Genomic DNA, 21114 nt, shown 5'->3' with positions numbered 1-21114 from the left:
AGCAAAACAAGAATATTAATTTTTAATACATATAATGAAGTCAATTACAATTAAAGGATCAGAAAGAGAAAGCGTGGGCAAAAAGGCAACGAAAGCCCTACGTAATGCTGGAAAGGTTCCTTGCGTAGTATACGGAGGGGAAAAACCATTACACTTTTCAGCAGATGAATTAGCATTCAGAGATTTGGTTTACACTCCAAACGCACACACAGTTGCAATTGAATTGGATGGCGGAACTTCGGTAAAAGCTATTATGCAAGATATCCAGTTTCACCCAGTAACAGATGCAATCATCCATATTGATTTTTATCAATTATTCGATGACAAAATGGTTACTATGAATATTCCTGTTTCATTGGAAGGAAATTCTCCAGGTGTACGTAATGGTGGTCGTTTATTGTTCAGAAAACGTAAACTTTCCATTAAAGCTCTACCAAGCAAATTACCAGATTTCTTTAACGTCGATATTTCTAAATTGAAAATCGGTCAAAATATTTCTGTAGCATCGTTGATGAGTGAAGATTTCACTATTCTACATCCAGAAAGTCAAGTTGTTGTTCAAGTTAAAACTGCGCGTACTGCTGTTGTTACTGACGATGAAGATGAAGATGGAGAAGAAGGTGCTGAAGGTGCTTCTGAAGAAGCTGCTCAAGAATAGTCTTAACAGTCTAAATTATACATTAAAGCATTCTGGTACTTGTATCAGGATGCTTTTGTATTTTTACACACTAAATAAAACTACCAATGTTCCAGTTTTTAAAATCTCTTTTTAATAAACAGAACATAATTACAGAAGAAAAAGACCCCATGAAGAAATTTTTAATTGTCGGCCTTGGTAATATAGGAGAGGAATATACAGAAACCCGTCACAATATAGGTTTCAAAGTACTGGACGAAGTAGCCAAAGTAAACAGCTTTACTTTTGAAACTGCCAAACTTGGTGATATAGGATCATATAAAATTAAAGGCAGAACAATTATTTGCCTTAAACCATCTACTTATATGAATCGTAGCGGTAAAGCCCTAAAGTACTGGATGGATAAAGAAAAAATTCCTCAAAGCAATGTTTTAGTAATAACCGACGATATTAATTTACCTTTTGGAACTATTCGTATAAAAACAAAAGGAAGCAATGGAGGTCATAACGGATTAAAGGATGTAGAGCTGTTTCTCCAAACTATTCTTTATAATAGATATAGATTTGGCGTTGGTGCAGATTTTGGCAAAGGCAGACAAGTTGAATACGTATTGGGGCAATGGAACGATGAAGAAAAAACATTGATGCCAGAACGTTTAAAAAAATCTACAGAAATTATTAATTCATTTGCTCTTGCCGGAATAGCAAGAACCATGAATCAATTCAATAACTCTTAGAGTACTTTAAAACTATATACCCCAGTATCTGATCTATTACCCTCTTCGTCAATTACAATGACTTTCCAATAATACACAGTATCTGATGTCACTGAAACCTTTACGCTTGTTGCAGTTGACGATAGTTCTCTAATTAAATCTATTGGTGGTGTTTCTACAGAAAAATAGACTTCGTAACTAGCAATATCATCATCTAAATCAGATGCGGACCAAGATAGTTCTACCTCATTATTAATATCCTTAAACACATTATCTGAAGACGCCGGAGCAATAATAGTAGCAGGGAACGGAGCAAAAGTAGACCTAGAACCAGCATTATAAAAATACCATTCTTGACTAGAAACAGTTTCTTCTATTTCACTATTTCTTGAACGTACAAACCAAGAAAATTGCTCACCTTTAGCCAAAGGTAATTTAGCTGTACTTGAAGCGGTTACTATAGTCTGAACAGTACCTGTTGCTATATTAGTAACTCGTAATTCATACGTCTCGGTATTATCCGCTAAATTCCACCTAAACTCTACCTGGCTGGTTTCTTCACCTAAGCTAACACCCGTAGTACATTCAGAATTTTCTTCAGGAAACACTAAAAAAACTGCTTCTGGCGGGTTTCCATCACTTTTCTTTTTGCAACTGGCTAAAGCCATAAACAAACACAAAACAGGCACTAAAAAACGCATCATTCCTTAATTACTTTAGAAGTTCCTTTAATAGTTTTACCCTCATACTTCAAATAATAAATACCAGTAGAAAGTGAACTTAAATCTAGTTGCATTACCCCGGCATACACCATAACCGTTCTATTTGAAATATATCTACCATCTGCACTAAACACACTTACGGTAATTTCTTCTTGTTGAGCACCTAAATATACCTCGACAATATCTTTTACTGGGTTTGGATATACCACTGGCTCTACATAGAACCCAATTTGTTCTTCATAAATACCTTGACACGGTATATCTGTATATACTTTCAATGTATTCAATCCTTTATTCAATTCTAATGCTATAGTTGATTCTTCGGTTTGTGTGGCAATCCCATTCAATTCTATGGTGTAAAATGATGAGCCATTTAATTCAAGTGATACCAGAGAGCCATCTACAGCAACGTTAGAAACTACACTTAACGGCGAAGGCTCTGTAATCTGTACCTCAACGCAATACTCTTGATAGGCAACAATACCGTCCGTACCAGTTATACACAAAGTATAAGTACCAGATTCTAAATTGGCTAAATTAAAAGCGTTCGAGAAACTCTGCGTTAAACTTAATCCATTACCAGTAACAATTACTTCATAGTCCAGTGCCAACTTTGGCACTATAGACAACGAACCATCATTATTATCACTACACGTCTCGCTTTCTAGACTTACAATGAAATTCTCTACCGGAAAACGGTATATAGCACAACCGGAAGCATCGACTTCTTGACCTATTGGTGTTCCTAAACACAAATCATCACCATCATCAAAAACTCCATCATTATCAGCATCTGGTCTAAATTCTCCCTCTACACATGCCTCAAGAACAAAAGAATTTAAACTACCACCATCAGAAGGGGCATTATCTTTAACCTCTAATGTCCACTCACCAAGAATAGACTCCCCATTAAACGAACTTAAACTACCCAAAGGCTTAACTGAACCGCTAATACCTGGACTTACTGAACACGTAAATGCAGGACTATCATCATCAAAAATGGCGTTGATATTGCGCGAATCTCCACAAGAATTAGACACCAAGGTCACCGTTGTACCTGCGGGCGATGTTAGACTAACAACCAAATCAGCCAAAAAAGTATGTTCAATATCTAATTGCACATTAATATCCGCAATAGGTAAATCTTCAAAAAATACGATTTTAGAAGTAATCACTGGCGTACCGCTACTTGATATAGTAATTGGCATACCCGTAGCACTCTTTGTAGTACAATTGAACTGCACTGTAGAAAAGCTGAACGGAATACTAAATACACCTTCGCCACAATCATTTTTTGGTTTTATCCTCCAAAAATAACTACTATTATTATCTATTAGTGTGGGCGAGAACGAACTACCATTAACAGTACTTGACTCTATAACATTGATAAAATTAACATCATCTGCAATTTCAACATCGTACTGCGTATTGCCTATAGATGTCTCCCACTCCAATAATACATCTGTAGATGCATTTTCAAAATTATCTACAGGAGAAACTAAAACTACTTCTTCAAAGTTGTCGTCATAAATTCTTAACTGTAATGTAATTTCTTTTGTAACCGTGGCAGCAGTAGCTAAAACCCTAATAGGATAAATACCGGCATCTACGCTAGATATCCCCTCAAAGTCAACGGTAACCAAAGTATTATCGGTATCTGCAACTGCGGGTGTAAATGTTGCCGTTATACCTATTGGCAAATCAAGTACACTAAAGGTACTTTCTTCATCGAAGCCTAAATCAGTTTCATAAGTAAAATCTATACTTAAATCGTCTGGTTTACAAATATCAAAGACCACCTCTTCAAAATCAAGTACGATTTCTGACGGAGTAATAGCAAAATTAACATCATTAACAGCAAAGAAAATATTGTCATCTGCCTTGATCATAATACGACCCGTACTTGTAGCAATATTTGGTATAATTATAGTCTGGCTACCGTCATTCAAGGTGTTCTCAATCAGCGCGACAGAAAAAGTGAGACCACCATCCGTAGATAAGAATATTGAAACGGTTTCAGCGTTTACCGGCGAAATATCAGTATTGGCAACATCCCAAGTAATAGTTTGTATTGATCCCGCTTCAAACGATTCTTCTGTAGCTTGTGAACTAATTAAAAAAGGACCAGCTTCATTACTTACAGATACCGTCATCTCGTCAGAATCTGACTGTCCGCCATTTAAGGCATTATCTCTTACGGTCAATGAAAAATTTAAATCGCGACCCACATTTGAAAGGGTTTCCCAAGCGGATCCAGAGGTTGGTACTGTTTGCGTCAACTCACCACTTAAAATTCTATTTAAATTGGGAAAATATCTTTCTGGTGTCAATTTAGGCGGCAATGATCTAAAACTAGCTCCGGCAGGGTTATCCGGTCCAAAAGTAGCTTGCGTAACTATTCCATTATCAACTTGCTCCCAAGTATAACTCAATACGTTTGTAGCATCGGCATCTGTCGCCTCGCCTGTAAGAACAAAGGGAGTACCTTTCGGTATTACATAATCTGTTAAAGGAGTAATGACAGGAGGGTTATTAGAAAGTACCTCGGTTTCCCCACATGATATAGTTTCAAGGTAATCGCGTATCTGGACTATACTTACATAATGAAAATAATCATCACTATTAGAAGCGACATTGTTATTCCCCGTAATACCTGCATAACCCATAATGGTGGTACCACTAGCAGGTTCTACCTGAACGGTAGTACCTTCTGAAATATGAGAAAATGAATGATTTGCCCCAAACTGGTGTCCCATTTCATGGGCAACCAAGTCAATATCAAAAGCATCGCCAACGGGAGAAGACAATGTAGTGTACCCACTACCCTTTCTACTATCTATACAAACGGCACCAATAAAACCCGAATTACCGTCTAATGTATTATCCTGCTGATTAAAAAGATGCCCTATATCATAATTAGCCTCACCAATTACGCTGCTCAACGTATTTTGTACCTGTGAACTTAAACTACCAGTATAAGGATCCGTCTCTGAATTTGTATAAATTACAAGATCAGTGTTGGCTATCAACTCTAAAGTTATTGCCAAATCTCGTTCAAAGACTGCATTTATTCTTGTTAGCGTAGCATTTATCGCCGCAAGAGCATCTGCCTTTGTACCACCATGGAATTCTGTATACTCACCTGAAGCTGAAATGGCAACCCTAAACTTTCGCAATGTTTGATCATCTACCAATTTAGCAGTAAGATTTTGCGAATATTCTTTGATTTCGGGCACAGTTTTACATACAAAGTCAACATCTTGTTCATCTTGATCTGTTCTACGATACAACACGTATGTATCATCAGCAGATTTTTGCATAAACAACGCCCCATTTTCACCAGAAGTCATCATGGTACTTTGAATACCGCTTTGAGAAACACTAAACCTAATTTGTTTAGTAGCATCATACAAGGCAATACCTTTATATGATTTTATAGACGGATATTTTAGCGCAAGTCCTTCAGAAAATAGATGGGCATCTTCCACTAAAAACGGAATTAACTTACCGGTTTCATCTGGAAAGTAAATAATATTAGAAATTTCCTTCTTTGTAAGTGCTTTTAAAAACTGTTGCTGATCAAGGGTAAAACCTAATCCTTTATTTACTTTTAACTGTTGTTTAGTGAATTGCTTCGCCGTACTGTTTAATTCAGTATTTTTCCAATAAACAGTTTGAGCCAAACCGGAAAAGGAAAGAAATACTATGGTAATTGTAAAAACTAGGCGTAATTTCGCAATCATTAAGAGGCTTTTAACTCAAAATCAAATATAAGTCTTTTTATTTTCTATCATAAGTGATTACAGTCCGCAACATTTCTAAATACAAAGAAGAACACCCTACGGTTATTACCATAGGCACCTTTGACGGGGTACATATAGGTCACTTGAAAATACTTAACAAAATCATAAACCATGCCAAGAATACCGAATTAAAATCTTCGGTACTTACATTTTTTCCGCATCCAAGAATGGTGTTGCAAAAAGACACCAATATAAAATTATTGAATACGTTAGAAGAAAAGATAGGTATCTTAGAGAAACTTGGTCTTGACATACTTATTATTCACCCTTTCACCAAAGAATTCTCGAGACTTACGGCAACCGAATTTGTTCGTGATATACTTGTAAATACTTTAAAGATTAAAAAAGTAATTATCGGTTATGATCATAGATTCGGTCGTAATAGAAATGCCAACATCACAGATTTAATCACATTTGGAAGCACTTATGATTTTACTGTAGATGAGATACCTGCTCAAGAAATTGACGACGTTTCTGTTAGCTCAACAAAAATTAGAAAAGCGCTAGAAAACGGTGATATTGAAACTGCAAATAGCTACTTAGGCTATGAATATATGCTTACCGGCACAATCATTAAAGGCAAAGGAATTGGCAAACAATTAGGATACCCAACAGCAAACCTTTCAATAGCTGAAGACTACAAGTTAATACCTAAAAATGGCGCTTATATAGTAAACAGTTCATTGAATGGTAAAATTGTCTACGGTATGATGAATATTGGGTACAACCCAACCGTAAATGGCACTGAAAAATCTATAGAAATCAACTTTTTCGATTTTAACGCAGATCTGTATAACTTAAAAATTCAAGTTAATATTTTGGTTCGCTTGAGAGATGAACATAAATTTGAATCTATTGAAGCTTTAAAAGCTCAATTGGCAAAAGACAAAGAAAAATCGTTACACTATATTAATAAGTAAATATGCTCAACCGGTTATTATTTCAACGCATAGATAATAGCCCTTTAATTATCTTCCGAATATTTTTTGGCATTCTCGTTTCCCTTGAATGTTTTGGTGCTATTGCAACGGGTTGGGTAAAACGAAATTTAATCACCCCTAAATACACTTTTCCTTTTATAGATTTTGAGTTTTTACAGCCATTACCCGGTAACGGCATGTATTTCTATTTTATATTAATGGGATTACTTGGCCTTTGCATTGCCGTCGGCTTCAAATACCGAGCAAGCATCATATCATTTACAGTATTATGGACCGCAACGTATTTGATGCAAAAAACGGCGTACAACAATCATTACTACTTACTTATATTAATATCATTCTTAATGTGTTTCTTTCCTGCGGAAAGAAGTCGGTCATATGATGTTAAAATAAACCCTAAACTAGAAAGTAACGCTATGTATGCTTATATAAAATGGATAGTTGTTTTACAATTATTCATCGTTTATGTATATGCATCTGTCGCAAAAATTTATGGAGACTGGTTAGATTTTAGTACCATAGCCGTCTTAATGCATTCCAAGAAGAATTACTGGCTAGTGGGCGATATTCTACAAGAACCATGGATCCATAGTATCATTGGATCTGTTGGTATTTTATTTGATTTACTCATTGTACCTGCACTACTTTGGAAACCAACTAGAAGAGCCGCATTTTTTCTTTCATTGTTCTTTCACCTTTTCAACTCTATCATATTCCAAATTGGCATTTTCCCTTACCTATCAATTGCGTTCAGTGTTTTCTTTTTTGAACCAGAAACTATTCGTAAAATATTTTTCAAAAACAAACCAGCATTTGCAGCAACATACACAGCATTACCAAACCATAAAAACAAATTGCTGCTAGTAGCTACCATCTACTTTATAATACAACTACTACTGCCCGTAAGGCACCATGCAATTAACGATAATGTTCTTTGGACGGAAGAAGGTCATAGAATGAGCTGGCGAATGATGCTACGCAGCAGGCAAGGTAAAGGCAGATTTAAAGTAGTTGACAAGGAAACTAAAGAGGTATTTATTATAAAACCTAAAGACTATGTATCTAGAGGTCAAGAGCGTAAAATATTTGCCTATCCAGATTTTGCTTGGCAGTTTGCCCAATACTTAAAAAAGGAGTTTAAACAGGATAACAGAAACGTTTCTGTGTATTTAGAAAATTCAAAAATCAGTATCAACCGCAAACCGTATGTCCCCTTTATAGATGCTAAAACAGATTTAGCTACCGAGACTTGGTACAGAACAAAACATCATGACTGGATTCTACCGTCAAACCTTGAAAACTCTAAAAATTAGTACAATACGTTTTTAGTACTTGAAAGTGCCCTTTATAAATGCAGGATTAATGTAAATTTGCAGTCAAATATAATTTTACAATGTTACAAATACAGACCATAAGAGATAATCAAGAAGATATTATCCTTGCCCTTGGAAAAAGAAACATTGACGCACAGCCCTTAATTGAAAAAGTGCTTCAATTAGATGAAAATAGACGTGCTGCCCAAACAAGTTTGGACAATGTATTGGCAGAATCGAATAAAATTTCCAAAGAAATTGGCGTATTGTACAAAACCGGAAAAGCTCAAGAAGCCAATTCGTTAAAAGAAAAAACCGTAAAATTAAAGGAAGAATCTAAACAATTAGGTGAAGATCTTAACAAAGCGGAAGAAGAATTACAAACGCTACTTTACCAATTACCCAACGCTCCGCATTCTTCTGTAAAAAAGGGCTCTACAGAAGAGGACAATGAAGAAATATTCAATGAAGGCGAAGTACCTAAATTAGTAGAAGGTGCCTTACCTCATTGGGAGCTTGCAAAAAAATATGATATTATAGATTTTGAGTTAGGTGTTAAAATAGCCGGTGCAGGTTTCCCAGTTTATAAAGGAAAAGGCGCTCGTTTACAACGTGCCTTAATTGCCTATTTCTTAGATAAAAATACAGAAGCAGGTTATACTGAAATTCAGGTACCACACTTAGTAAACGAACTATCTGGTTATGGCACAGGTCAATTGCCAGATAAAGAAGGACAAATGTACCACGTAACCGCAGATGACCTTTATTTGATACCAACGGCAGAGGTTCCTGTAACCAACATATTTAGAGATGTTATTGTCAACGAAAATGATTTCCCAATTACATATACAGGTTACACACCTTGCTTTAGAAGAGAAGCAGGTAGTTATGGAGCACATGTACGTGGTTTAAACCGTTTACACCAATTTGACAAAGTTGAGATTGTACGTGTAGAACATCCTTCAAAATCTTACGACGCATTAGACGGCATGGTCGAGCATGTGAAAAATATTCTTAGAGAATTAAAATTACCTTACCGTATCCTAAGACTTTGTGGTGGTGATTTAGGTTTTACAGCTGCACTTACGTTTGACTTTGAAGTGTTTTCAACTGCACAAGATAGATGGTTAGAAATTAGCTCTGTCTCAAACTTTGAAACATACCAAGCCAATAGATTAAAGCTGCGCTTTAAAGATGAAAATGGCAAAAACCAACTAGCACATACTTTGAACGGTAGTTCTTTGGCATTACCGCGTGTTTTAGCTGGAATTCTAGAAAATTACCAAACTGCGGACGGAATTAAAATTCCTGAGGTATTAGTACCTTATTGTGGTTTTGATATGATTAACTAATACCAGTTCTTTTTACTTTACTTTATGGCTTAAAATATATTTTGAGCGGTCTGATTGTGTTTACAATTTGGACGAAGATTAATGGTAATATATGTTGATTTTAATTTCTTTTTAAACTGGCAAAACTAAAGATGCGAACGGTTCATCGAATTTTTTACACTCTCAAATAAATTAAGATAATCCCTACAAAGATTAGTAATTGAAAATTGTAACTTGTGCTCACTCACGTTGTTTACTTACAACGAATTCAAACGTAATTACATGAGATTTTGCTTATTATTCATTGCTATAACATTTGTGCACTTATCACATGCCCAAGTTACCCCAGCAGAAAGAGCGGCACTTCAAGCTTTTTACGATGCTACCGATGGACCAAATTGGATTAGCGAAAATGATGCAGACCTAACAAATGACTGGGACTTTACCGGTCCTGTAACTGATAATTGGAAAGGCATAACAATTTTTGGAGGTAATGTGATTAGCATCAACATGAACCCAGGTAATTTAACTTTTGAAGGAAACAATTTAACTGGCACTATTCCTGATGAAATTGGCGATTTAACATTTCTAAACACAATTAATTTAGCTGCAGAAAACTTATCAGGTAACTTACCTGATAGTTTCTTTAATTTATCTGACCTAGTTTTTATTAATTTAAGATCAAACAACTTATCAGGGGAAATACCCGATCAAATATCTCAACTAGTAAACTTAAACACTTTACAGCTTTATGATAATAATTTTGAAGGCGAAATTCCAGTTTCAATAACAACACTTACCAATCTTGTTTCCATAGAGCTATCAGGTAATAACCTTTCTGGAGAAATTCCTATTGAATTGACTAACATGCTTCAATTAAGAACACTAAAACTTTCTTCTAACCAACTAACAGGCTTTTTATATCCTGAATATGAAAACCTTATAAATCTTGAAACCTTCTACTTATCTGGTAATTCACTTACTGGAACAATACCACCGGAGATTGGAAATATGACCAGTTTAAGGTTTTTAAATATTGGCAGAAACAATTTTAACGGTACGCTACCAGACAATCTTGGCAACCTAAGTAATTTAGAGACGATGGATATTAGTGATGCTAATATATCTGGCAGCATACCAGAATCTTTCGGAGACCTTACTCAATTACAAAGTTTACGTCTTTATATAAATGGTCTCACAGGTACAATACCAAACACACTTTCGAATCTTACACAATTAAGAAATTTTGAGGTTTTCAATAATGATTTATCAGGCGAACTGTCGCCTGACTTTGGACAATGGAGTCAATTATTAACCTTTAAAGCAGGGTCAAATCAACTTAGCGGGGCAATTCCTGAAAGTTATTCCAACTTTACTAATATGACCAATTTTGAGGTTTCCTATAACAATCTCTCTGGAGAATTATCGCCTCTCTTTTCAAATTGGATCAGTGCAACATTTATTGCCTTACATTATAACGAATTTAGCGGCGAAATTCCAGATACGTTTGCCGATCTTGTCAATTTAGAAATTTTTAATTTAGGTCATAATCAATTTAGTGGCACTCTATCTCCGAGTTTTACTAATTGGACCAATATTCAAGGTCTTAACTTTCAATACAACCAATTTGAAGGGACAGTACCAGATTTTACAGCAGTGCTTACCAATACTTCATCTGGAGAATTCATACAAATAAACAATAACAGGTTTCAATTTGGAGATTTTGAAGATGAGTTTAATCACTATAATGAAGAGCTCTTCGGATTTTTCTACAATGACCAAGCCAAAGTAAATGATATTGAAAGCTTTGAAGGCTGTTCAGGATCTAGTATCACGCTTACAACTGAAGTTAGTGGCACAGCAAATGTTTACCAATGGTTCAAAAATGGTACCGCAATAACTGGCGCAACCAACGAGAACTTAACGTTTGACCCCTTAATTTTATCGGACGATGGTATATACACTTGTCAAATTACAAGCACTATAGTTACAGGGTTAACATTAGAACGTAACCCTATTACCCTTACGGTAAACGAAAATGCACCAACTGCTTATACCGTAGATGACATTTATGGCTGTGATTTAGATGGTGACGGATTTACTAATTTCAATGTAGATATAAACGCTATTGAATCTCAAGCTGCAGGAAATCAAACAGGGTTATTATTTTCTTATTATGACACTTTAAAAAACCCGATTACCTTAACTCAAGACTACATCAACACAACGGCAGAAAGACAGTTGGTCACCATCAGAGTATCTGACATAAGTGGTTGTTACCAGGAAACAGACTTTGAACTTATTGCTTCACCACCAGCGCAAGCAGATATATTATCTGATGTTGAAGCTTGCGATAACTATATTTTACCAGAATTAAGTGCAAATAATAATTTTTACACCGAACAAGATGCCGGTGGCTCAAGACTACAAGCAGGTGATAACATAATTAGTTCGCAAACCATTTATATATATGCCGGAAGTGGTGATTGCGCCGACCAATCTAACTTTACAATTACTATAGAACCTTCTGCTATTGTAGATGAATTAGATGACGTAACAGAATGTGGTGTTTATATTTTACCGCAAATTAACAATGGCAATTACTTTACAGAAAGTAATGGTGCAGGTATCGCACTAAATAGTGGTGACACGATTACAGAAACCCAAACAATATACATTTATAATGAAAATGATATTTGCTTTTCAGAATCAAGTTTTCAAGTAACTATAGATCTAATAGCCTGTGAAAATTCTGATGAAGCCATTAAACTAAAATTTCCGAACTTCTTTACTCCAAATGAAGACGGTACTAATGATATATGGAAAGTTGACCAAGACTATTTTATCTTAACAGGAACCATAACTATATATGACCGGTACGGAAAACTCCTTTATCAATTCGATGCCGAAAATGGAGGTTGGAACGGTACTTTCAACGGCAAAAGATTACCTGCCAGCGACTACTGGTACAAGTTCATTGAAGCCAAAAGCAATACTGTAATAACTGGTCATTTTTCACTTAAAAGATGAGCAAAAACAGCACTAACCTTGCCCATTGGCACAGCTTATGCCGTTTGGACAGGTATTGGAGCGGTAGGCATATTTATCTTTAAAGAACCGGCAACGTTTTTACGTATTCTTTTTATCACCACATTAATAGGTTCTATTATTGGTTTAAAAGTAGTATCTCACTAGTATCTACTGTTTATGTTGTCAAAGCATTAACAACATCTTACAGCATTCTATGTATCTTTGAATATGCGGTTCATCATTTTTATTTTTGCATATATTACGTTATCTACATTCGCCTTTGCCCAAGATGATTTTTTGGCAAAGCAATATTTTGCTGATGGTGATTTTGAAAAAGCTGTAGTTTTCTATGAAAAATTAGTTAAAAAAAATCCCAGAAGAACTGAGTATGCCCAAGACTTGGTTGCCTGTTACCAGCAATTACAACGCTATAAAGTTGCAGAAGAATTTTTGAACGAACGTCTAAAAGACCGCAATCCATATCCTACGCTATTAATTGACCTGGGCTATAATTATACGCTTCAGGAGAATGAGAAAATGGCACAGACCTATTATGATAAGGCACTGGACGTCATCTCAAAAAACCCCAATTACGGATATGCTTTAGGGCTACAATTTCAAAAATATAACCTTTTAGACCTAGCCATAAAGGCATTTAAAAATTCGATGGAATTGAATCCCGCACTAAACTTCAATTTCCAGATGGCAAGAATTTACGGTGAGCAGGGTAATGTTGAAGCCATGTACAATTCATACTTAAACCTTGTTATTGATGGCAAAACATCTAAATCTAACATTCTAAGAAGCATAGACGATTTCATTTCTGAAGATGCCGAGAATAAAAATAACATCCTTTTCAAAAAAGTACTTTTAGAGCGTGCTCAGAAAAATCCTGATATACTTTTAAACGAACTTTTAAGTTGGCTTTTTATTCAACAGAAACAGTACAGCAGCGCATTTAGACAGGAAAAAGCCATTTATAAACGCATGAACGGCAGTTCAACCACTAGATTAGAAAATTTAGGTAAAGATGCATTAGACAACGAAGAATATGAGGCAGCCAAAGATATCTTTAGTTATATCATTGAAAATACCAGTAACAAAATAACCATACTAGATGCTGAGCTAAGCCTTATTGATATTGATTTAATAAATGCTACAAACGGACAGTTAGATGCTATTCAAAAAAAGTACGATGCACTTGTAGATGTTTATGGGTACAAATCACAATCACTTCAATTACAAGTAGCCTACGCAAATTTTCTAACCTTTAAAAAGAATGACCCAGCACCTGCAGAGGAATTATTAAAAAATAGTCTAGAACTACCTTTAAGCGATAGAGGTACCGCATTTTTAAAATTGGCACTGGGCGATATTTTGGTGTATGATAAAAAATTTAACGAAGCACTCATCTATTTCTCACAGATACAATCGAAATTAAAGAACGATGTATTAGGTCAAGATGCCCGTTTTAAGGTGGCGCAAACAAGTTTCTACAAAGGAGATTTTGACTGGGCCTTAACACAATTAAAAGTATTACGAAGCTCTACTTCTCAATTAATTGCAAACGATGCCATGCAGCTAAGCTTGCTGATATCGGATAATTCGCTAGAAGATTCTACGCAAACCGCCTTAAAAAAATTTGCAAGGGCAGACTTTTTAGCCTACCAAAACAAAACCGATGAAGCCATTACTGCGTTAAGCGATATTTTAGAAAACCATAAGGGAGAAAAAATTGAAGACGAGGCGCTTTTAAAACAAGCACAGCTATATGAAAGGCAAAAGAAATACGAAGATGCCCAATTAAACTATCAAAAGATCATCACGTTTTATGGTAATGGTATTCTTGCCGATGATGCGTATTATGCACTGGGAGAACTTTACCGAAAAGAATTCAACGATTCTACTAAAGCAAAAGAGCAGTACGAGAAAATTATCTACAATTATCAAGACAGTTACTACTTTCCTGAAGCAAGAAAAAACTTTAGAATTTTAAGAGGAGACGCCATAAATTAAAATCGCACGTTATCCAATTCGTTATAAGACCTAGTTGAACTAACTTTGCAATTCAAATAGAACTAGATATAACGCATGTATATTTATAACGTTACCACCAATATAGAAGAATCTGCCCATGATGCTTGGTTGCAATGGATGAAAGAAAGCCATATACCGCAAGTACTTTCAACAGGTAAATTCTTAAGCGCAAAATTCACCAAAGTATTGGTTGAAGAAGATATGGGAGGGTTCACATACTCTGTTCAATATACCGTACCGGACAAAGCCACATTAGAAAGATATTACAAAGAAGATGCCCCGGCATTGATAGAAAGTATTCAAAAGAAATTTGCAGGTCAGTTGGTTTCCTTTAAAACTGAATTAGAAGTTGTAGATGAGTTTTTTGTACAAAGAGCTGCGGCTACCCACTTTTTATTCACCTACGGTACTTTACAAGAAAGAGATGTACAACTTGGGGTATTCGCCAGACCTTTAAATGGTTTTGAAGACGAATTACCTTTGTATACCATATCTGATAACAAAGTAGCAGACCTCTACCCTACATTACAACATACCGGGTCAAAAGAAGATGCTATTAAAGGTCAAGTATATACCCTTACGCATCAAGAGTTACAAAAAGCTGATAAGTATGAGGGGGAAGCTTATGAAAGAATTCAGATCCAATTGGTGTCCGGAAAAAATGCTTGGGCCTATATTGCAAAATAAGGTGTCGTTAAAAAAGATGTATGGGAACAAAAAGAAAGAAGAACAAAGGTGATAAGTATGCGCATAAAAAGCATCATGAAAAAGGTCCTGTAAAAGCTAAAAAACATTTAGGTCAACATTTTCTAAAAGATGAGGACATAGCAAGAAAAATTGCCGAAACCTTATTACAAAAAGGATATAAGAATGTAATAGAAATTGGTCCGGGTACGGGAGTTTTGACCAAATACCTTTTGCTAAACAATAGCAATTTGGTGGCTATGGACCTAGATACAGAGTCTATAACCTACCTAAACGAAACCTTCCCTCTAGAACACCCAAAAGCATTTGAGGGCGAAGGCTCTTTTAAAGTTATTGAAGCTGATTTTCTAAACTTTGATATTTCTACTTTGTTCGGTGATGAGCAATTTGGCATTACTGGCAACTTTCCATACAATATATCTACACAGATTGTTTTTAAAATGTTGGAGCTTAGAAATCAAATTCCTGAATTCTCGGGTATGTTTCAAAAAGAAGTGGCGCAACGTATTTGCTCATCAGAAGGTAGCAAGGCATATGGCATACTTTCGGTTCTAGTACAAGCATTCTATGACGCGGAGTATCTCTTTACGGTAGAACCAGATGTTTTTGACCCTCCACCAAAGGTACAATCCGGCGTTTTAAGATTAACGCGTAAAGCTAACTTTGAGCTTTCTTGCGATGAACAATTGTTGTATAGAGTAGTAAAGACAGCTTTTAACCAAAGAAGAAAGACATTACGTAACAGTTTAAAAACATTTTCATTATCAGATAATCTCAGAGAAGACACTATATTTGGCCTTAGACCAGAACAGTTGGCGGTTGACGATTTTATAGCATTGACGAACAAAATAGCAGATGACACCCTTTAAGCTTACAGAAGAACTTGTAGTAGAGATAGAACAGCTCATTGAACAAAACAATGATACTGAACTGAACTCTATGTTGAGTACTGTGCACTATGCCGATGTTGCTGAAATCATCAATGAATTGGATAAGGATAAAGCTACCTATCTAATTAAGCTATTGGACAGTGACAAAACTTCGGATGTTCTTACCGAGTTAGATGAAGATGTTCGTGAAGCCATATTAAGCAGCCTATCTACAAAAGAAATTGCTGGCGAATTAGAGGAACTAGATACCGATGATGCCGCAGATATAATTGGCGAGTTACCTAAGGACCAGATACAAGACGTCATCTCTAAAATTGAAGACAGAGAACACGCAAAAGATATTGTTGACCTTTTAAGATATGCTGATGATTCCGCTGGTGGTCTTATGGCAAAAGAGCTTGTAAAGGTCAATGAAAACTGGAATGTGCTTACTTGCGTTAAGGAAATGCGTACTCAGGCAGAAAATGTTACGCGTGTACATTCCATTTACGTGGTAGATGACCAAGATAAATTAAAAGGAAGATTATCGTTAAAAGATTTATTGACTACATCGACCAAAACCCACATAAAAGACGTTTTCATTAAAAATGTTGATTCTGTCAATGTTAATGAAGATCCAGAAGAAGTAGCAAGAATCATGAGTAAGTATGATTTAGAAGCTATACCTGTTGTAGATGAAATAGGTAGACTAGTTGGTCGTATTACTATTGATGATATTGTAGATGTCATCAAAGAAGAAGCAGAGCGAGATTACCAAATGGCAGCTGGTATATCACAAGATGTAGAAGCTGATGATAGTATTTGGGATCTTACAAAAGCGCGCTTACCATGGTTAATTTTAGGTCTTTTTGGTGGTGCGGGCGCCGCTTTGATTATGGGCGGTTTTGAAGAGATGTTTCGTGAATATACCGTACTATTTTTATTTACCCCATTAATAGCCGCAATGGCAGGTAACGTTGGTGTACAGTCTAGCGCCATAATTGTTCAGGGTTTGGCCAATGATGATATTAGAGGAAGTATAAGTAGCAGATTAATTAAAGAAATGCTTTTGGCATTATTGAACGGATTCATTCTTTCATGCCTATTATTGATTTTTACATGGATTTGGAAAGGAGATTTTCTTACCTCTTTAGCAATTTCCATTTCATTGATCGCAGTTATCGTAGTTGCCGGTTTCATTGGCACCTTTGTTCCATTATTTTTGGACAAAAGAGGTATTGACCCGGCCATTGCAACAGGCCCGTTCATTACTACTAGTAATGATATTTTTGGAATTTTAATTTACTTCTCTATTGCCAAGTTAATCTTAGGTATATAATAAACTGCCCGTCTTCTTTTTAGAATACTGTGGCTTTCCGTATATTACTATATTAATTTTCTTTCCTTCAAAGTTCAGGATAGTATAGACACACCCATGAAGAGCATCAATCTTAAAGAAAAATACGAAGCTGTAGATGGTTATTGGCATCCACACCAAATAGGTGTTGTAGATAATATGCAGGTGTTACTGGCTAAGATAAAAGGTGAATTTGTTTGGCATTCCCATGACAATGAAGATGAGCTTTTTCAAGTAGTAAAAGGCACCTTGTACATGCAGTTTAGAGATCGAATAGAAAAGGTACAACAAGGCGAAATTATCATTGTCCCCAAAGGTGTTGAGCATTGTCCTATGACCAAGAACGATGAAGAAGTACAGATAATGCTTTTTGAAAAATTAAGTACTTCCCACACCGGAAACATTAAAGACGAAAAAACTAAAACAGAGTACCCCAAAATATAATTAAACATAAATGAAAGTATTACACGTAGATATAAATCACCCATTAATCATTGAACAATTCTCTGAACTAGGTTTTCAGAACGATGAAGATTATAGTTCAACCAAAGAACAGATAGAAGCCAAAATTAGCGACTATGACGGTCTAATTATTCGTAGTAGGTTCAGTATAGATGAGCAGTTTCTAAACAAGGCGAAGAATTTGAAATTTATAGGGCGCTTAGGTGCCGGACTCGAAAATATAGATACAAAACATGCCAAATCTCTTGGTATTTTTCTTGCTGCCGCCCCAGAAGGTAATCGCAATGCCGTTGGTGAACATGCTTTAGGTATGTTACTGTCGTTGTTTAATAAATTGAACAGCGCAGACAAAGAAGTTAGAAATGGCAAATGGGACCGTGAAGGCAACCGTGGTATTGAATTAGAGGGCAAAGTTGTAGGTATTATAGGCTATGGAAATATGGGCAAAGCCTTTGCTAAAAAATTACAGGGTTTTGATGTAGAAGAGGTTATTTGTTATGATATTCAAGGTGGTGTAGAAGATGAAAATGCACGCCAAGTAGGTATTATGGAATTTCAAAATAGAGCTGATGTTATAAGTCTACATGTACCACAAACAGAATTGACCATAGGTATGGTAGATGCTGAATTTTTAGAAAAATTCAATAATCCTATTTGGATCATCAATACTGCTAGAGGCAAATGTATAGTTACCACAGATTTGGTCAACGCCTTAAAATCGGGCAAGGTACTTGGTGCCGGTTTAGATGTATTGGAATATGAAAAGGCTTCTTTTGAAAACATGTTTACCGATGACAATTTGCCCGAAGCATTTCAATATCTAATTAACTCAGATCAAGTAATTCTATCACCACACGTAGCAGGTTGGACGGTAGAAAGTAAAATAAAACTAGCCCAAACAGTAGTAGATAAAGTAAAAGCTGAATTTTTAGAGTGATATGAAATACGAAGCCCGATCACCAGATGACTATATTGCCCAATTACCACCAGAACGCAAAGTGGTAATTGAGAAACTAAGAGGTATTATTTTAAAGAATTTACCCAAAGGTTTTCAAGAGCAATTAAGTTATGGCATGTTGGGCTATGTTGTACCACATTCTATATATGCGGCAGGTTATCATGTTAATTCAGAACTACCGTTACCCTTTATTAATTTGGGTTCACAAAAGAATTTTATCGCCTTGTATCACTCTGGCATATATGCTGATATTACTTTAATGAACTGGTTTAAGAGCGAATACCCTAAACATTGCAAACGCAAACTAGATATGGGCAAAAGTTGTGTTCGATTTAAAAGTATGGATGATATCCCTTTCAAACTAATTGCAGAACTATGCACCAAAATGACTCCCCTACAGTGGATTGCTTTTTACGAGAATAACATCAAAAAATAGACAGTTATGAAAAACAGAGTTACAGGCTTAGGCGGATTCTTTTTTAAAACAAAAGACCCAAATCATTCTAAAAATTGGTATAACAAGCATTTAGGATTAAACACTGACCAATACGGTTGTACTTTTTGGTGGAAAGACAAAGAAGGCAACGACTGCTCAACACAGTGGAGCCCTATGAATGAAGACACAGAATATTTCAAACCAAGTCTATCTAGTTTTATGATGAATTTTAGGGTTGAAAATCTTGTTGAACTATTGAAAGTGCTAAAAAAAGAAGGAGTAACTGTCGTCGGTGAGATTCAAGAATTTGAATACGGAAAATTTGGTTGGATTTTAGATCCCGACGGAAATAAGCTAGAACTTTGGGAACCAATAGATAAAGCGTTTTTATGATGTTAAAATAATCGCTACATTTATCCCTCATAAATAATCACCAAACAACAATTAAAATGTCAGAAGAAAACAAAGATTTCGGAGATAAGGCAGAAGAATCTGCAAAAGAATTTAGCGATGGAGCTAAAAAAACCGCAGATGAATTTACAGCAGGGGCAAGAGAAGCTTTCAGTGGAGCTGGAGGTGAAAACAAAAAGGTTTTAGTTGGAATTTTAGCTATTATTCTTGGTTCTTTAGGAGTTCATAAATTCTTACTAGGTTATCAAAAAGAAGGGTTTATTTTATTAGGAGCTACTGCAATAGGCTATATTACTGTCTGCTTCGTAATTGGAGGCTTCATATTAACGGCTACTGCAATAGTAGGATTAATAGAAGGTATCATATACCTAACAAAATCAGATGAAGAATTTTACAATACGTACCAAGTAGGTAAAAAACCTTGGTTCTAAATCACTTAAGCCAGTTGAAATTTCATCTGGCTTTTTTTATATTATTTATCATCGCAATATAGCAATATATAAATTTGAAATGGGAATAACCAAAACGCAAATATTCAATACAGAGCAGAATGAGCTCGCAGTCATTTTCAAAGTACTGTCCAACCCTGCCCGTATTGCCATATTACAATACATAAGTCAGCAATCTGCTTGTATATGCAATGATATCGTCGATGAAATAGGTTTGGCTCAGCCTACTATTTCACAGCATTTAAAAGAACTAAAGAGTATAGATTTAATTAGAGGTGAAATAGAAGGTAAAAAAGTATGCTATTGTATTAATTTAGAAAAATGGGCATTAATACAAGACCTATTGAATTCTTTCTTTAACACCACTAAAAGTAACTGTTGCTAATAGAATGTACTATGAATGATATAACAATTAGAACCATGCTGTCGACTGACTGGGAGTCTGTTGCCAAAATTTATCAAGAAGGTATAGCAACCGGCATTGCCACTTTTGAAACAAACGTACCAACGTATGAAACTTGGAATTCGGCACATATGAGCACTTGCCGTTTCGTTGCAGAAAATAAGGATGATATTTTAGGTTGGGTTGCACTATCTCCTGTTTCTAATAGATGTGTATATGGTGGTGTCGCAGAAATAAGTGTCTATATCTCTTCAAATAGCAGAGGCAAAGGTTTGGGCAAATTATTATTGGAACATGTGATTGCCACTAGCGAACAAGAAGGCATCTGGACGCTACAGTCCGGCGTATTCCCCACAAACTATGGCAGTATAAAAGTCCACCAAGCTACAGGGTTTAGAATGATAGGTAAACGAGAGCGTATTGGAAAATTACATGGCAAGTGGGTAGACAATCTACTTTTTGAACGACGTAGTAGTGTTATTGGCGTAGATTAAATTTGCTCTTCTATTTCTGAATTTTGAGACTCCAATAACT

Annotated in this window: 19 protein-coding genes and 1 pseudogene; 18 read left to right on the top strand and 2 right to left on the bottom strand. The window is 35.6% G+C overall.

Annotation, left to right across the window (positions count from 1 at the left end; translation table 11 throughout):
• Positions 1-34: 34 nt before the first annotated feature.
• Together ABJI11_RS01545 and pth are read left to right on the top strand one after the other, a co-directional pair.
• Positions 35-658: a 50S ribosomal protein L25/general stress protein Ctc gene (locus ABJI11_RS01545; protein WP_348348786.1), complete on the top strand. Its 624-nt coding sequence runs from the start codon at positions 35-37 to the stop codon at positions 656-658.
• A gap of 86 nt (positions 659-744) precedes the next feature.
• Positions 745-1374, top strand: coding sequence for an aminoacyl-tRNA hydrolase (gene pth, locus ABJI11_RS01540; protein ID WP_348348785.1), 630 nt, complete (start codon positions 745-747; stop codon positions 1372-1374).
• Here the strand turns inward: pth and ABJI11_RS01535 are convergent.
• Entirely contained in the window at positions 1371-2057 is a 687-nt protein-coding gene (locus ABJI11_RS01535) for a hypothetical protein (RefSeq protein WP_348348784.1), read from the bottom strand. The two genes, pth and ABJI11_RS01535, sit on opposite strands and share 4 nt — an antisense overlap.
• Positions 2054-5818, bottom strand: coding sequence for a reprolysin-like metallopeptidase (locus tag ABJI11_RS01530; RefSeq protein WP_348348783.1), 3765 nt, complete (start codon positions 5816-5818; stop codon positions 2054-2056). Before ABJI11_RS01530 ends, ABJI11_RS01535 begins: the two co-directional genes overlap by 4 nt.
• A 53-nt stretch (positions 5819-5871) precedes the next feature.
• Between ABJI11_RS01530 and ABJI11_RS01525 the strand changes: the two genes are divergently transcribed.
• From ABJI11_RS01525 to ABJI11_RS01450, 16 genes and pseudogenes are all read left to right on the top strand, one after another.
• The gene (locus tag ABJI11_RS01525; protein WP_348348782.1) at positions 5872-6798 is read left to right on the top strand and encodes a bifunctional riboflavin kinase/FAD synthetase; all 927 of its coding nucleotides are present in this window, start codon (positions 5872-5874) and stop codon (positions 6796-6798) included.
• 2 nt (positions 6799-6800) lie between these two features.
• Positions 6801-8132 carry an HTTM domain-containing protein gene (locus ABJI11_RS01520; protein ID WP_348348781.1) on the top strand — a complete coding sequence of 444 codons (1332 nt, stop codon included), beginning with the start codon at positions 6801-6803 and terminating at the stop codon, positions 8130-8132.
• A gap of 80 nt (positions 8133-8212) precedes the next feature.
• Complete coding sequence (serS, locus tag ABJI11_RS01515) at positions 8213-9484, top strand: serine--tRNA ligase (RefSeq protein ID WP_348348780.1); 1272 nt, start codon at positions 8213-8215, stop codon at positions 9482-9484.
• Between the two features lie 261 nt (positions 9485-9745).
• Positions 9746-12493, top strand: a complete 2748-nt coding sequence (locus tag ABJI11_RS01510) for a T9SS type B sorting domain-containing protein (RefSeq protein WP_348348779.1) — start codon at positions 9746-9748, stop codon at positions 12491-12493.
• A 15-nt stretch (positions 12494-12508) separates the two neighbouring features.
• Positions 12509-12658, top strand: a pseudogene (locus ABJI11_RS01505) (SMR family transporter); the annotation flags it as partial.
• Positions 12659-12721: 63 nt separating this feature from the next.
• Entirely contained in the window at positions 12722-14509 is a 1788-nt protein-coding gene (locus ABJI11_RS01500; protein WP_348348778.1) for a tetratricopeptide repeat protein, read from the top strand.
• A gap of 75 nt (positions 14510-14584) precedes the next feature.
• The gene (locus ABJI11_RS01495; protein WP_348348777.1) at positions 14585-15217 is read left to right on the top strand and encodes a DUF4286 family protein; all 633 of its coding nucleotides are present in this window, start codon (positions 14585-14587) and stop codon (positions 15215-15217) included.
• Between the two features lie 20 nt (positions 15218-15237).
• Positions 15238-16104, top strand: a complete 867-nt coding sequence (gene rsmA, locus ABJI11_RS01490) for a 16S rRNA (adenine(1518)-N(6)/adenine(1519)-N(6))-dimethyltransferase RsmA (protein ID WP_348348776.1) — start codon at positions 15238-15240, stop codon at positions 16102-16104.
• Positions 16091-17443, top strand: a complete 1353-nt coding sequence (gene mgtE, locus ABJI11_RS01485; RefSeq protein WP_348348775.1) for a magnesium transporter — start codon at positions 16091-16093, stop codon at positions 17441-17443. Before rsmA ends, mgtE begins: the two co-directional genes overlap by 14 nt.
• A gap of 96 nt (positions 17444-17539) precedes the next feature.
• Entirely contained in the window at positions 17540-17905 is a 366-nt protein-coding gene (locus ABJI11_RS01480) for a cupin domain-containing protein (protein WP_348348774.1), read from the top strand.
• Positions 17906-17915: 10 nt separating this feature from the next.
• On the top strand, positions 17916-18860 hold the full coding sequence (locus ABJI11_RS01475; RefSeq protein ID WP_348348773.1) for a 2-hydroxyacid dehydrogenase: 945 nt from the start codon (positions 17916-17918) through the stop codon (positions 18858-18860).
• A gap of 1 nt (position 18861) precedes the next feature.
• Positions 18862-19317: a DUF1801 domain-containing protein gene (locus tag ABJI11_RS01470; RefSeq protein ID WP_348348772.1), complete on the top strand. Its 456-nt coding sequence runs from the start codon at positions 18862-18864 to the stop codon at positions 19315-19317.
• A gap of 6 nt (positions 19318-19323) precedes the next feature.
• The gene (locus tag ABJI11_RS01465; protein ID WP_348348771.1) at positions 19324-19710 is read left to right on the top strand and encodes a VOC family protein; all 387 of its coding nucleotides are present in this window, start codon (positions 19324-19326) and stop codon (positions 19708-19710) included.
• 56 nt (positions 19711-19766) lie between these two features.
• Positions 19767-20159 (top strand): NINE protein, encoded by a 393-nt coding sequence (locus ABJI11_RS01460; protein ID WP_348348770.1) that lies wholly within the window; start codon positions 19767-19769, stop codon positions 20157-20159.
• A gap of 79 nt (positions 20160-20238) precedes the next feature.
• A complete protein-coding gene (locus tag ABJI11_RS01455) occupies positions 20239-20562 on the top strand; it encodes a metalloregulator ArsR/SmtB family transcription factor (RefSeq protein ID WP_348348769.1) in 324 nt (107 codons plus the stop codon).
• 11 nt (positions 20563-20573) lie between these two features.
• Positions 20574-21074 (top strand): N-acetyltransferase family protein, encoded by a 501-nt coding sequence (locus ABJI11_RS01450; RefSeq protein WP_348348768.1) that lies wholly within the window; start codon positions 20574-20576, stop codon positions 21072-21074.
• Positions 21075-21114: the final 40 nt, after the last annotated feature.

Source organism: Maribacter sp. (assembly GCF_039968975.1).
Taxonomy (GTDB): domain Bacteria; phylum Bacteroidota; class Bacteroidia; order Flavobacteriales; family Flavobacteriaceae; genus Maribacter.
This window is presented reverse-complemented; position numbering and strand designations above follow the sequence as displayed.